Source organism: Streptomyces sp. NPDC052079 (genome assembly GCF_040680275.1).
Taxonomy (GTDB): domain Bacteria; phylum Actinomycetota; class Actinomycetes; order Streptomycetales; family Streptomycetaceae; genus Streptomyces.
Genome location: NZ_JBFAWL010000019.1, coordinates 13,748 through 27,951 on the forward strand (window position 1 = coordinate 13,748; position 14,204 = coordinate 27,951).

The 14,204-nt window shown below is 71.2% G+C and carries 10 protein-coding genes and 1 pseudogene; 2 read left to right on the forward strand and 9 right to left on the reverse strand.

Annotated elements, in window-relative coordinates:
• Positions 1–2: 2 nt before the first annotated feature.
• Positions 3–1,514 (reverse strand): PTS transporter subunit EIIC, encoded by a 1,512-nt coding sequence (locus AB0L56_RS24135; protein ID WP_365426244.1) that lies wholly within the window; start codon positions 1,512–1,514, stop codon positions 3–5.
• A 165-nt stretch (positions 1,515–1,679) separates the two neighbouring features.
• On the opposite strand from AB0L56_RS24135, the gene AB0L56_RS24140 reads away from it, so the two are divergent.
• Both AB0L56_RS24140 and AB0L56_RS24145 read left to right on the forward strand, forming a co-directional pair.
• A complete protein-coding gene (locus AB0L56_RS24140; protein WP_365426247.1) occupies positions 1,680–2,777 on the forward strand; it encodes a globin domain-containing protein in 1,098 nt (365 codons plus the stop codon).
• A gap of 206 nt (positions 2,778–2,983) precedes the next feature.
• The gene (locus tag AB0L56_RS24145; protein WP_365426250.1) at positions 2,984–4,189 is read left to right on the forward strand and encodes a serine hydrolase domain-containing protein; all 1,206 of its coding nucleotides are present in this window, start codon (positions 2,984–2,986) and stop codon (positions 4,187–4,189) included.
• A gap of 41 nt (positions 4,190–4,230) precedes the next feature.
• Here the strand turns inward: AB0L56_RS24145 and narI are convergent, their stop codons facing one another.
• The 8 genes and pseudogenes from narI to AB0L56_RS24185 form a co-directional block, all read right to left on the reverse strand.
• Positions 4,231–4,986 (reverse strand): respiratory nitrate reductase subunit gamma, encoded by a 756-nt coding sequence (narI, locus tag AB0L56_RS24150; RefSeq protein WP_361033739.1) that lies wholly within the window; start codon positions 4,984–4,986, stop codon positions 4,231–4,233.
• Positions 4,983–5,651, reverse strand: a complete 669-nt coding sequence (gene narJ, locus AB0L56_RS24155; RefSeq protein WP_365426253.1) for a nitrate reductase molybdenum cofactor assembly chaperone — start codon at positions 5,649–5,651, stop codon at positions 4,983–4,985. The genes narI and narJ overlap by 4 nt, the downstream gene beginning before the upstream one ends.
• The gene (gene narH / locus AB0L56_RS24160; RefSeq protein ID WP_365426256.1) at positions 5,648–7,342 is read right to left on the reverse strand and encodes a nitrate reductase subunit beta; all 1,695 of its coding nucleotides are present in this window, start codon (positions 7,340–7,342) and stop codon (positions 5,648–5,650) included. Before narH ends, narJ begins: the two co-directional genes overlap by 4 nt.
• Positions 7,342–11,025: a nitrate reductase subunit alpha gene (locus AB0L56_RS24165; protein WP_365426469.1), complete on the reverse strand. Its 3,684-nt coding sequence runs from the start codon at positions 11,023–11,025 to the stop codon at positions 7,342–7,344. Before AB0L56_RS24165 ends, narH begins: the two co-directional genes overlap by 1 nt.
• Before the next feature lie 253 nt (positions 11,026–11,278).
• A complete protein-coding gene (locus AB0L56_RS24170; protein WP_365426259.1) occupies positions 11,279–11,407 on the reverse strand; it encodes a hypothetical protein in 129 nt (42 codons plus the stop codon).
• Positions 11,408–11,430: 23 nt separating this feature from the next.
• Positions 11,431–11,751, reverse strand: coding sequence for a hemerythrin domain-containing protein (locus AB0L56_RS24175; RefSeq protein ID WP_365426262.1), 321 nt, complete (start codon positions 11,749–11,751; stop codon positions 11,431–11,433).
• Between the two features lie 28 nt (positions 11,752–11,779).
• Positions 11,780–13,028, reverse strand: a pseudogene (locus AB0L56_RS24180) (NarK/NasA family nitrate transporter).
• A gap of 119 nt (positions 13,029–13,147) precedes the next feature.
• The gene (locus tag AB0L56_RS24185) at positions 13,148–14,185 is read right to left on the reverse strand and encodes a nitroreductase family protein (RefSeq protein WP_365426265.1); all 1,038 of its coding nucleotides are present in this window, start codon (positions 14,183–14,185) and stop codon (positions 13,148–13,150) included.
• Positions 14,186–14,204 lie beyond the last annotated feature (19 nt).

Here is a 14,204-nt window from a genome sequence, read left to right on the forward strand (position 1 = left end):
CGTCAGACCCTCTCGGTCACGCGGGTCGTGGGAGCGGGCTGCTGCCCGTCCGCCGGGGCATCGGGGGCTGCGTTGAGTTCCATGAGCATGGCCTTGGTGAAGCCGAACCAGTAGGTCGTGAGGAAGCCCGCGACGTAGCCGACGAGCAGACCGACGGCGTACACGGCGACCGTCTGCCCCAGACCGTGGTTGCCGTCGAGGAGCGGGAAGAGCGCCCAGCCGGAGGGACCGATCGCGGTCGAACCGACCTCCGTGCCCAGTTGGTTGAAGAGACCGACGAACGCGCCGCCGAAGGCGCCGCCCGCGCAGGCCGTGACGAACGGGCGCCCCAAGGGGAGGGACACACCGTAGATCAGGGGCTCTCCGACTCCCAGGAGTCCGGGCCAGAGCGCGGACTTGATGGTGGTCCGGATCGAGGTGTTGCGGGGCAGCCGGAGATGGATCGCGAGGGCCGCGCCGACCTGTCCCGCACCCGCCATCGCGAGGATCGGCAGCAGGACGGTGAAGCCGGCGCCCTCGATCAGCGTGGTGTGGATGGGGATCAGCGCCTGGTGCAGCCCCAGCATGACCAGCGGCAGGAAGAGTCCGCCCAGAAGGAACCCGGCGCCCCCGCCCCCGTGGGCCAGCAGCCAGTCGGCGGCGTCGCCGATCCAGGTGGACACCTCACCGGCGAGGAACATCAGCCCGAACAGCGTCGCCAGTCCGGCCACCAGCACGGTGACGGTGGGCGTCACCAGGACGTCGAGGGCCTCGGGGACCCGGCGGCGGCACCACTTCTCCACGTGCACGCCGAGCCATGCGGCGCCCAGCGCGCCGAGCACGCCGCCCTGGCCGGGAGACAGGTCGCGGCCGAAGGCCTCCACGTTGGCCACTCCCGCGTAGACGATGACCGACGCGACGGCACCACCGAGGATCGGGGTGCCGCCGAATTCCTTGGCCGTGTTGTGGCCGACGAAGACGGCGATCAGCGCCATGAACCCGGAGGCGATGGCGGCGAGGGCCGGAGTGACCCCCGGCAGCCACTGCAGGTTGACGAGGAGACCGTTCAGGCCCGCGATGATGCCGCAGCCGATGAGAGCGGGGATGAGCGGTACGAAGATGTTGGCGATCCGGCGCAGGAAGAGCTTGAACGGTGTGGCGTTCTTCGCCTTCCGTTCCGCCCTGAGCGCGGCTCCCTGCGCCGCGAGGGTCTCGGCCGTCACGGGGTCGGCTCCCGCGTCCGGGGCGGCAGGCGCCGGCGCGGTCCCTGCCCTCTCGGCCTCGACCAGCGCTTCGAACTCGGGGGTGACACGCGCCACCGTTCCCGGCCCCAGCACGATCTGGTAGGTGTCGTCCTCGACAATCCCCAACACCGCGGGAAATGCCGTGAGTTGGTCCTCCCGCACCAGGGACCGGTCGTGCAGTCCCAGCCTGAGCCGGGTCATGCAGTGGGCCACCGACGCCACGTTCTCCGCACCCCCGACCAGCGGGAGGATGGCGGCAGCGGTGGCGTGATGCTTGTTGTCTTCACTCATGGTGCGGTCATGCCTTGCTGTGATGTGGGGGGATGACGCCGGGCGGCCGACGGCGGTCGAAATTTTCTTTCGGTACGCCGGTCGGAACTGAAAGGTATTTTCAGTGATCGCGGGCGTCAAGGGTCTGCCGGTGTGCGACGTCGTAGAGATCACACCCCCCTCAATATGAATCTGAGATACCGCGACCTCTTCAACCGCGGCAACCAGGCCAGCGGCGCCCAGCGCGAAGCCCTCGCCGGTGCCGTCGCGGCGTTCGCCACCATGCTGGTGGAACGGCCCGGTGAGCGTCCCGACGCCCTGCTCGGACGCATCGCCCACAAGCACGCCTCACTCGGCATCACGCCCAACCAGTACACCCTCGTGGGGCGGCACTTGCTGGGCGCCGTCGGCGAGGTCCTGGGCGACGCCGTCACCACTGAGCTGGCGGCCGCCTGGGACGAGGTGTACTGGCTGATGGCCAACGCCCTTATCGCCATGGAGGCACGGCTGTACGCCGAGGCGGGGGTCGAGAACGGCGCGGTCCGGTACGACATGGAGATCGCCGAGCGCGTCGAGGAGTCCCCCGACACTGTCTCCTTCGAACTGCGCCGGCCCGACGGACTGCCCACCGGGCCGTTCAAGCCCGGCCAGTACGTCAGCGTCCAGGTCGAACTGCCCGACGGGGCCCGGCAGATACGCCAGTACAGCCTGTCCACGGCTCCCGAGCGCAAGACGTGGCGCATCACCGTCAAGCGGGAGCGTTCCGCCTACGGGCGGGTCCCCGAGGGCGAAGTGTCGTCCTGGCTGCACGCCCATGCCCGCCCGGGCGACCTCCTGAAGGTGTCGCTGCCCTTCGGCGACCTGGTGCTCCCCGAGGGCGACGGCCCGCTGCTCCTCGCCTCCGCCGGCATCGGCGTCACGCCCATGCTGTCGATGCTGGACCATCTGGCCAACGCCTCGGCCGAACGGCATGTCACGGTCGTGCACGCCGACCGCTCCCCCACCCACCACGCACACCGCACGGAACTCGACGACCTGGTCGGCAGGCTGCCGAACGGCACGCTGCACCTGTGGTACGAGAAGCCGGAGGAGCAGGCGGCGCCCCATGTCCACGAGGGCCTGACCGACGTCACCCTGCTGGCCCTGCCCGAGGACGTCACCGCCTTCCTGTGCGGACCGCTGCCCTTCATGCGGGCCGTCCGCGGCGACCTCCTCACCCTGGGGCTCAGCCCGAAGGACATCCACTACGAGGTGTTCGGCCCGGACCTCTGGCACAGCAAGTAACACACACGCAGGTTCTGATGTGCGACCCGGCGGCGGCCGTGTCCCCGGGGCATGCCGCCGCCGGTGCATTACGATGCGAGCGTTGCCGCCCCGCCGCCGTCGGGCAGCTCGCCAACTTTCCTATGTGCAAAGGGAGTTGGCCGGCCTCCGGGGAGGAGGGCTGCGGGCGCGCGCTCCCCGGTTCCCCCCACATCAGGAAGACGCGGATGCGAATCAAACACGTGAGCATGATGCTCGCCGGTTCCACCCTGATCGTCACGCTGGCGGCCTCTCCGGCCCTCGCCGACAGCACGTCCCTGCCCGACCCCGACACCGCCGCCGTCAGCGCCGTGCACCGCACGGCGCTGGCCCAGGGTGCGCCGGGAGCCCTGACCCGGATCGACGACGGCGACCTGAGCCGTCACATCGCCACCGGGGAGGCCGACAAGGCCGCCCACACGCCGATGGACACCGGCCGCCGGTTCCGCGCGGGCAGCGTCAGCAAGACCTTCACCGCGGTCGTGCTGCTGCAACTCGTGGCCGAGGGCCGCGTCGAGCTCGACGCGCCGGCCAACCGCTATCTGCCCGAGCCGCTGCCGGACGACCGCATCACCGTGCGTCACCTGCTCAGCCACCGCAGCGGGCTGTACGACTACACCAACGACATGTTCCAGCAGACGGTCCCGGGCTTCGAGGCCGTCCGCCACAGGGTCTTCAGCTACCAGGAGCTGATCCATCTCTCCACGGCCCGCCCCCTGAACAACGAGCCGGGCGCCGCGTACAGCTACTCCAACACCAACTTCGTCGTGTTGGGCCGGCTCATCGAGCACACCACCGGCACCCCCATCGCCACGCACTACCAGCAGCGCATCTTCACGCCACTGCGGCTGCGGAACACCTCGTACATCCATCCGCGCACATCGCTCTCCGGTTCGTACGCCCGTGGCTACCTCCGGCAGGACGACACCACGCTGCCGCCGGTCGACTCCACCGAGCAGACGGTCTCCTGGGCCCAGTCCGCGGGAGCGGTCATCTCCAACGGGGAGGACCTCAACCGCTTCTTGTCCGCGCTGCTGTCCGGAAGGCTGCTGCCGGCCGAACAGCTGCGGGACATGACCACGATGGTTCCGGTCACCTCGGACGGAAAGCAGTCCTACGGGCTGGGCCTGCGGGGCCGCACCCTGTCCTGCGGGACCACCGTCTACGGCCACACCGGCACCGTCCAGGGCTACTACACCTACGCCTTCACCACCAGTGACGGCGCCCGCAGCATGACCTCCCTGGCCAACACCTCCAACAACGGAACGGTCAACGCCACCCTCGGCGCCACCCTCGAGGCCTCCTTCTGCGGCTCCGACGCGGCCCAGGCCCGTCGCGCCGCCCCCAGCGAGACGGTCACCGAGGACGTCGCCCCGCAGCTCGCCCCTAACTGACCCACCGTGCCGCCCCGGCCGGACGCCCGTCCGGCCGGGCGCTACCGGATCCGCTCCCAGTCGCGGGTGCCGAGCCGGGTGTCGCGGCTGCGGTAGACGATGTAGGGGCGGGTGAGGTAGCCCAGAGGGGCCGTGAGCATGTGGACGAGCCGGGTGAACGGCCAGGCGGCGAAGAGCAGCAGGGCACTCAGGGCGTGGAGCTGGAAGAGGACCGGGATGCCGGTCATCAGATCCGGGTCGGGCCGCAGGGCGAAGATCGAGCGGAACCAGGGGGAGACGGTCTCGCGGTAGTTGTGGCCCCCGCCGACGAGGTTCGCCGCCACGGTCGCGGCCAGACCCAGCCCGATGGTCACCGTCAGGAGGAGGTACATCACCTTGTCGTTGACGGTGGTGGCCGAGAAGACCGGGCCCACGGTGCGCCGCCGGTAGATCAGGATGGCGAGTCCCCCGAGGGTGCAGATGCCCGCGGCGGTACCGACGGCGACCGCGATGACGTGATAGGCGTGCTCGCTGATGCCCGCGGCGTCCGTCCAGCTCTCGGGGATGAGCAGCCCGACGATGTGCCCGAGCAGCACGAGCAGGATGCCGAAGTGGAACAGCGGGCTGCCGATGCGCAGCAGGCGGCGCTCGTAGAGCTGCGAGGAGCGGGTGGTCCAGCCGAACTTGTCGTAGCGGTAACGCCAGATGTGTCCGAGGACGAACACCGCGAGACTGAGGTAGGGCAGCACGACCCACAGCATGATGCCGCCGGTGCCGGACTCCACCGCCAGGGTGAGGTGTTGCGGGGACGCGGTCATCGGGAGCCTCCGGTGGAGAGGTCGGGCGGGTACTGCGGGGGTGCGTACGGGTCGAGGCCCACCTCTTCCCCGGGCGGGCCCTCGGCGGCTAGCCGCGCGACCGCTTTGCGTTCGTCGCCGGCGAGCGCGGGGAGGGTCGCGGAGACGGAGTTCAGCAGATCGGCCCAGGGGGAATGGTCGTCGTGGAGGGCGAGGCGCAGCAGTTCGAGGCCCGCGCGGTGCTCGGTGAGCAGGCGCAGACCGGTGTCCGGGTCGGTGGCGGCGAATTCCAGGACGACGGCGAGGTGATCGGGCAGCTCGTCGTCGGTCAGCCGCCATCCGGCCGTGGCGTATATCTGCTTCAGCCGCACCAGGGCGACGCCGCGCTTTCGGGTGTCGCCGTGGGCGTAGTACGTCAGGTACGGGCAGCAGCGTTTGCGGTGGTCGAAGGTGGCCACGTAGGCGGCGGCCAGGGCTTCGGTGCCGGTGTCCTCGGCGTGCCCGACGAAGCGCAGCAGGGGTTCGCGCACCTCGGCGGGCAGCGCGGGGGCGGCACGACGGGCCAGGGACAGATGGCCGGGCTGGTCCTCGTCGGGGTAGCCCAGGAGCAGGGACTGCAACTGCCAGGCGTAGGGGTGCCAGGGCTGGACCCGGTGCGCGGGCCTGAGTTTGAGCTTGTTCCTCATGGTTTCGGTTCGACCTCTCCGCCGCCGTCCGTGCTGCGGTCCCCGTCGCCGGGCGGGAAGAGGCCGGGTGGACTGCCCTTGCCGTCCCAGTTGAGGAGGTTGACGCGGGTGGCCCTGTCGTGCGGGGTCGCCGGGGTGTCCGAGAGCTGGCGGTCGCGCAGTGCACGGTAGTTCTCCACCGCGACGGGCGAGGCGCCGCCGGACGCCTCGCCGAAGGGGCCGGAACCTCCCATGCCGGGGCCGCCCTCGTAGTCGAGGCTGCACTCGGTGGCCAGTTCCTCCAGCTGGTGCGCCTGCTCGGCGTGCGCGGTGGGGATGACGTACCGCTCGTCGTACTTGGCGAGGGCGAGCAGCCGGTACATGTCGTACATCTGCTCCTCTCCCATGCCGACGACCTCGGGGATGGAGGCGTCCGGTTCGCGGCCGAGATTGATGTCGCGCATGTAGGCGCGCATGGCCGCCAGGCGGCGGAGTACGGCGTCCACGGGGGCGGGGTCGCCGGCGGTGAACAGCTGGGCGAGGTAGTCGACGGGGATGCGCAGGGCGTCGACGGCGGCGAAGAGGTTGCGGTGGTCCTCGGCGTCCCGGCCGGTGTCGCGGACCGCGTCGACCACCGGGGACAGCGGTGGGATGTACCAGACCATGGGCAGGGTGCGGTACTCGGGGTGCAGCGGCAGGGCCACCCGGTAGGTGTTGATGAGGGCGTGGATCGGGGAGCGCCGGGCGGCCTCCATCCAGTCGTACGGGATGCCGGCCCGCTCGGCGGCCTCGGCGACCTGAGGGTCGTGCGGATCCAGGAACACCTGCCGCTGCGCCTCGTACAGGTCCGTCTCGTCGGGGGTGGAGGCAGCCTCCAGCACCCTGTCGGCGTCGTAGAGGACGAGACCGATGTACCGCAGCCGGCCGACGCAGGTCTCGGAGCAGACGGTGGGCAGTCCGACCTCGACGCGCGGGAAGCAGAAGGTGCACTTCTCGGCCTTGCCGGTGCGGTGGTTGAAGTAGACCTTCTTGTACGGGCAGCCCGTCACGCACATCCGCCAGCCCCGGCAGCGGTCCTGGTCGACGAGGACGATGCCGTCCTCCTCGCGCTTGTAGATCGCGCCGGAAGGACAGGAGGCCCCGCAGGACGGGTTCAGGCAGTGCTCGCAGATGCGCGGCAGGTAGAACATGAAGGTCTGCTCGAACTCGAACCTGATCTTCTCCGACACCTCGTTCAGCAGCACGTCCTTGTCACCGTGCTCCGCCGATCCGCCGAGGTCGTCGTCCCAGTTCGCCGACCAGGTGATCTTCATGTCCTTGCCGGTGATGAGGGACTTGGGGCGGGCGACGGGCGTGTGCTCCTGGAGCGGGGCGTTGGTCAGGGTCTGGTAGTCGTACGTCCAGGGCTCGTAGTAGTCGTCCAGGGACGGCAGGACGGGGTTGGCGAAGATGGTGATCAGCTTCTTGAAGCGGCCGCCCGCCTTGAGCGCGAGCCGTCCCTTCTTGTTGAGCTCCCAGCCGCCGCGCCACTGCTCCTGGTCCTCGTAGCGCCGGGGGTAGCCCTGGCCGGGGCGGGTCTCGACGTTGTTGAACCACACGTACTCGACGCCGGTACGGTTGGTCCACGCCTGTTTGCAGGTGACCGAGCAGGTGTGGCAGCCGATGCACTTGTCGAGGTTCATCACCATCGCCATCTGGGCCATGACGCGCATCAGTACGCCACCTCCTGGTTGCCGCGGCGGCGGATGACGGTGACCTCGTCACGCTGGTTGCCCGTGGGGCCGAGGTAGTTGAAGGCGAATGACAACTGGGCATAGCCGCCGATGAGATGGCTGGGTTTGATCAGCAGGCGGGTGAGGGAGTTGTGGATGCCGCCGCGCCGGCCGGTGGTCTCGGTGCGGGGGACGTCGATGAGCCGGTCCTGGGCGTGGTACATGTACACGGTGCCCTCGGGCATACGGTGCGAGACGATCGCGCGGGCGGCGACGACGCCGTTGCGGTTCACGGCCTCGATCCAGTCGTTGTCCCTCACTCCCACCTTGGCCGCGTCCTGGGCACTCATCCAGATGGTGGGGCCGCCCCGGGACAGGGACAGCATGAAGAGGTTGTCCTGGTACTCGGAGTGGATGGACCACTTGTTGTGCGGGGTCAGATAGCGCACGGTGATGCCGAGTTCGCCCGTCTCGCCGAGGCGCGGCTCGTCGAAGAGGGCGTGCATGTTCAACGGGGGCCGGTAGACGGGAAGTTGCTCGCCGAGAGCGGCCATCCAGTCATGGTCGAGGTAGAAGTGCTGGCGGCCGGTGAGCGTGTGCCAGGGCTTGGAGCGCTCGACGTTGATCGTGAACGGCGAGTAGCGCCGCCCGCCGGTCTCCGAGCCGGACCACTCGGGTGAGGTGATGACCTGGACCGGGGCGATCTGGGTGTCGGCGAAGGTGACCTGCTTGCCCTCGTGCTCGGCCGCCAGGTCGGCCAGCCGGGTGCCGGTGCGGGCCTCCAGGGTGCGGAAGCCCTGGGTGGCGAGGTGTCCGTTGGTGGTGCCGGACAGCGCGAGGATGGCCTCGCAGGCGTGGGAGTCGCGGGCGAGGGAGGGCCGTCCGTCACCGGCTCCGCCGCGCACGGTGCCGTTCTGGTGCCTCAGGTACTCGAGTTCGCGGCCGACGTCGAAGGTGACGCCCTTGGTAGTGGCACCCTGGGAGTCCAGCAGGGGGCCGAGCGCGCCCATCTTGTCGGCGATGGCCACGTAGTCCCGTTCGACGGTGATCAGTTTCGGCATGGTGCGGCCGGGCACGGGGTCGCACTCCCCCGCCTTCCAGTCCCGCACCCGGCCGTGCGGGGTGGCCAGTGCGTCGGGGGTGTCGTGCAGCAGGGGCGCGGCCACCAGGTCGGTGCGGACGCCGAGGTGGCCTTCGGCCTGGCGGCTGAACTCCGCGGCGAGGGTGTGGAAGATGTCGAAGTCGGTGCGGGTCTGCCAGGGCGGGGCGATCGCCGGGTTGAAGGAGTGCACGAAGGGGTGCAGGTCCGTGCTGGACAGGTCGTACTTCTCGTACCAGGTCGCGGCGGGCAGCACGATGTCGGAGAAGACGGTGGTGCTGGTCATCCGGAAGTCGAGGGTGAGCAGCAGGTCGAGCTTGCCCTCCGGGGCCTCGTCGTGCCACACCACGTCCCGGGGGCGGGCGTCCGGCGGGGCCTCGGTGGCGCGCACCGAGGAGTCCGTGCCCAGCAGGTGCCTGAGGAAGTACTCGTTGCCCTTGCCCGAGGAGCCCAGCAGGTTGGCCCGCCAGACGGTGAGCACCCGGGGGAAGTTCTCGGGTGCGTCCGGGTCCTCACCCGCGAACTTGAGCCGCCCCGCCTTGAGTTCGCCCACGACATGGTCGCCGGCGGTGCGGCCCGCGGCGTCTGCCTCGTCGGCCAGGTCGAGGGGGTTGCGGTCGAAGGTCGGGTACGAGGGCATCCAGCCCATCCGGGCCGAGGCCGCGATGACGTCCGCCGTGGACTTCCCGGCGAACGGGCCCCCGGTCCCGGCCGCCGCGAGGGTGTCCGCGGAGAACGGGTCGTAGCGGAACTGGTCGCTGTGCAGGTACCAGTAGGCGGTCTGGATCATCTGCCGGGCGGGGCGGTTCCAGTCGGAGGCGGTGGCGATCACCGAGTAGCCGGTGATCGGGCGGACCTTCTCCTGGCCGACGTAGTGCGCCCAGCCGCCGCCGTTGACGCCCTGGCAGCCGGTCAGGGTGGTCAGGGTCAGGAACGCGCGGTAGATGATGTCGGCGTGGAACCAGTGGTTGGCGCCCGCGCCCATGATGATCATCGAACGGCCTTGTGAGTCCTCGGCGTTGGCGGCGAACTCGCGGGCGATCCGCGCCGCCCGGTCCGCGTCCACGCCGGTGATCGCCGCCTGCCAGGCCGGGGTGTACGGCTCGGTCGCGTCGTCGTAGCCGGTGGGCCAGGTGCCGGGCAGTCCCGCGCGGGCCACGCCGTACTGGGCGAGCAGCAGGTCGTACACCGTGGTGACCGGCCGCCCGGCCACCCGGCGTACCGGGACCCCGCGGCGCAGCCGTGCGGCGGCGCCGTCCGGGGCGTCGAAGCGGGGCAGCACGACGACGACGGCCGGCTCGTCGCCGCCCTCGGCGGACAGTAGGGGGCGGGTCTCACCGAGGTCGAGGTTCCACTTCCCGGCGCCGGACTCGCCGAAGCGGTGGCCGAGGGTGCCGTTCGGCACCACGGGCGCTCCGGTGGCCTCGTCCAGCAGCACCGTCCGGAACTCGGCGTGCTCGGCAGCCGCGTGCTCGCCGCCGAGGTCGGAGGCGGTGAGGAACTTCCCGGGTGTGTACGTGCCCGGCTCGTCCTCGCTCTCGTCGAGCGTGACCAGGAAGGGCAGATCGGTGAACCGCCGGACGTAGTCGGCGAAGTACGGGGTCTCGCGGTCGACGAAGAACTCCTGGAGGACCACGTGCCCCATGGCCATCGCCAGCGCGCCGTCCGTACCGGGCTGTGCGGCCAGCCATTCGTCGGCGAACTTCACGTTGTCCGCGTAGTCCGGGGAGACCGCGACCACCTTCTGCCCCCGGTAACGGGCCTCGGCCATCCAGTGGGCGTCCGGGGTGCGGGTCACCGGCAGATTGGAGCCCCACATGATCAGATACCCGGCGTTCCACCAGTCGCCGGACTCCGGTACGTCGGTCTGGTCGCCGAACACCTGCGGCGAGGCGACGGGCAGGTCGGCGTACCAGTCGTAGAAGGAGAGCATCACCCCGCCGAGCAGGGAGTAGAAGCGGGCCCCGGCCGCATGGGAGACCATCGACATGGCCGGGATCGGGGAGAATCCGGCCAGCCGGTCCGGGCCGTACCGTTTGATGGTGTGCACATGGGCGGCGGCGGCCATCTCCACCGCCTCCGCCCAGGTCGCCCGCACCAGACCGCCCTTGCCGCGCGCCCGTTTGTAGCGGCGGGAGCGCTCGGGGTCGGAGACGATGTCCGCCCAGGCCGCCACCGGGTCGCCCAGCCGCGCCTTGGCCTCCCGATACATCCCCAGCAGCACACCGCGCACATACGGGTAGCGCACCCGGGTCGGCGAGTACGTGTACCAGGAGAAGGCCGCGCCCCGGGGGCAGCCGCGCGGTTCGTACTCGGGGCTGTCCGGGCCGACGGAGGGATAGTCGGTCTGCTGGGCCTCCCAGGTGATGATGCCGTCCTTGACGTACACCTTCCACGAGCAGGAGCCGGTGCAGTTGACGCCGTGGGTGGAGCGCACCACCTTGTCGTGCGACCAGCGGTCACGGTAGAACTCGTCCGCTAGGCGGCCGCCCTTCACGTGCATCGAGCGCAGGTCCGCGGAGATCTCGGCCCGGGTGAAGAAGCGGCGTGTGCTGACCAGTGCCTGAGCCAGCTCGCCGTCCAAGCCAGGGGGCTTGCTGTCCCGGCCCGTCCTTCCCGGTGAGGGGCTCGCCTCGGTGGCCACTCCGTCGCTCCTTCCCGGGCGGTTCACGCCCGTCGGATGCTCGCTCGGCTCCCAACCTTGAACGCACTCGCTTGCCTTGCCCGGGCAAGGACCACCACCGGAGCGAGGGTTTCTTTCCGGCCGTGCCTCCCTTTGTACTCTCGTTTCACTTCGGCCGTGAGGCGAACCGGGCCGGTCGGGCCCGGTCCCGGTCTCAGCCCGCCGGCTGCTCCATACGGGTGCCGGCTCGGGCACGCACCGCCTCGACCGCCTCCCACTGCTCGGTGGACAGCGCCGCGAGCGCGGCGGGGAAGACACCGTCCTGTTCCCTGAGGATGTGCAACCGCAGCAGGTCGAGCGTCCGGATCAGCCGGTCGGCCAGGTGGCATCCGGCGGTGCGCCCGCCCCGGCCTCCGCCAGTACGACCTCGATACGGCGGTGTTCCTCCTCGAGGGCCGCCAGCTGCTCGGGGAACTCGTCGGCGAGCGCGGGGAACAGCCCGTGCTCCTCCACCTCGGTGTGCGGCTCCAGCACGCCGCCGATCCGGCGGGCCGGTTCGGCCATCCGGTCGACGTCGCCGTCGCGGTGGGCGTCGCGGACGTGGCTGATCAGGTGGACCACCGCGTCGTGCTCGCGGGTGAGCTCGTCGATCGCGGTGAGCGACTGGCAGCCGCAGTACTCGCACATGGTGTGCCTCCTCGGCGGGCTGGGGCGGTCAGCGGAGCTGGGCGGCGGGGACGCGGTGGTCGGTCCCGCGGCGGACGGCGGTCCCGGTGTAGGCCAGTGCGGCCGCGGCCACCAGGGCCAGCAGGACCAGGCCCCAGGCGTAGGAGCCGTAGGAGCCGTAGAGGGCGCCCATCACGAGCGGGGGCAGGAAGCCGCCGAGGCCGCCCGCCGCGCCGACGACGCCGGTGACCGATCCGACCTTGTTCGCCGGGGCCAGCAGGGCCACCAGGGCGAAGACGGCGCCGCTGCCCGCGCCGAGCGCCGCGGCCATGACCAGGAACGCGAGGGTGCCCAGGGGCGCCAGGGCCGGGGTGAACGACTGCGAGAGCGCTCCGGCGACCACCAGGGCCAGTGAACCGTTCAGCACCCGCACCGGGCCGACGCGGTCCGACAGCCAGCCGCCCACCGGCCGCATGGCCACGGCCAGCAGCACGAACCCCGCCATGCGGTTGGCCGCGTCGGCCTGGGTGAGCCCGTAGCCCGTCCGGAGGTAGGTGGGCAGGTAGACCGAGAAAGCGACGTAGCCGCCGAAGGCCACCGCGTACAGGGCGGAGGCCTGCCAGGTGACCCCCAGGGCGAAGGTGGCGGTCAGGCGGCGGCCCAGCGGCTCGGTCGGCACGGTGCGCCCGGGGGCGTCACGTAGCACGAGGGCCGCGAGCACCGCGTAGACGGCGAGCACCCCCGCGGTGATCAGGAAGGGGTTGGCCATGCCGCCCGCGTCGACCAGCTTCACCGTGGTGAGGGCGCTGATCGCGGTGCCGCCCATACCGGCTCCGAAGACGCCGATGGCCAGGCCCCGCCGTTCGGGCGGGAACCAGGCGCTGACGAACGGCACGCCGACGGCGAAGGCGGTGCCGCCGATGCCGAGGAAGAAGCCGCCGGCCAGCAGCGCGGCGAAGGACGAGTGCCCTGCCAGGCCCAGGAAGAGCACCGGCACGATGCTGGCCGCGGAGACCAGCGGGAACATGACCCGTCCGCCGAACCGGTCGGTGAGGGCGCCGACCGGGATGCGGCCCAGGGAGCCCACGATGACCGGCACGGCCACCAGCAGCGACTGCTGGAACGACGACAGCCCCAGGGAGTCCTGGAGCCGGGGGGGCGAGGGGGCTGAGCAGTGCCCAGGCCCAGAAGTTCAGGGCGAACCCTGCCGTGGCCAGGGCCAGCATCAGCCAGGCCGTTGGGCTCACGGCCGCACCTTGTCCTGGTGCTCGATTCGGCGTGCCCGACGGCTGCAGCATGCCGCCCGTCCTCCCTGTTCGCGGTGCGGCCCGTATCGCGTCGGGCCGCGGGTGCCCGGGCTCTGTGCCGGCGTCCCACTGCCACTGTCGGCCGGGGGGCGCGGTGCCGCTGTGGGCCGTCAGTCCTCCGAGCCGGGGTCCCGCGGTCCCGGTCGCGGGGTCCGAACGGCGCGGGACACGGGACGGTCGGCCGGACGGGCCGCTGCCCGAGGGGTGCCCGCGCCCTTCGCCTCAGGGCCGTACCCGAAGCGGATCAGCATCTGCGGGCGGCACAACTTCGCCGCGGGGACCCGCATCGCCTCCCGCAGGTCCGGCCATTCCATGGCCTGGTGGAGCAGCGAGGTCCGCACGCCGTGCGCGGTGGCGACCAGCAGCACGCGTTCCAGTGCCTGGCCCGCCTGCAGCCAGTCACGTGGCCGGTCGCCGACGGTCCACAACAGGGCGACCTGGGCGTGCCGTTCGAACCGCAGCCGCGGTCGCCCGGGCACGGGGGGCCGGCCGGTGAAGTCGCGCATCGGCATGCGCCCGGCGGCGTCGAGCGGGCGGGAGGTGGTGTACGGGATGCCGTAGGAGCTGGATCCGGGCGGGGCGATCCACGCGCGGCTTTCGGCGGTGCGTTCCCGGTCCGTGGTGTTGCGCCGTTCGGCCGCCGACGTCACCCGCAGCAGGCGGCGCGTCTGGAGGACGTCGGGTACATACAGGTGTGCGCCCTCGGTCCGTGCGGCGTCGGCCATGTCGGCGACGACCCGCTCGGGCACCGGGCGGCCGCTGAACGGCATCCGGCTGGAGTGGCGCCGGGCCACGGCCGCGTACAGCGTGCGGTAGTCCGGCGCGGTGGCGGCGGGGACGGTCAGCTGCACAGTGGCGAGCAGGTCGGGTTCGCGGGGGTCCGGCAGCAGATGCGCGACGGGCTCCCAGCCGAGGTGCGCCGCGGCGACCCGCAGGTTGAACACCGCGGAGCCGGCGGACAGGTGCAGGGCACGCCCGACCGGGTCGGCCAGGGGCAGGGAGCGGCTGCGGTCGGCGTGGACCGTGACGGCCCGGGTGCCCAGGTCGAAACCGAAGCGCCAGGGCTGTGTGTTGTGGATCGACGGCGCCGCCACCGCCGCGGCCAGCAGCGTCTCCAGCACGAGGGCGTCGATCTTGTCGGTGTGCATCGTGGCTCCTCGCTGTCCG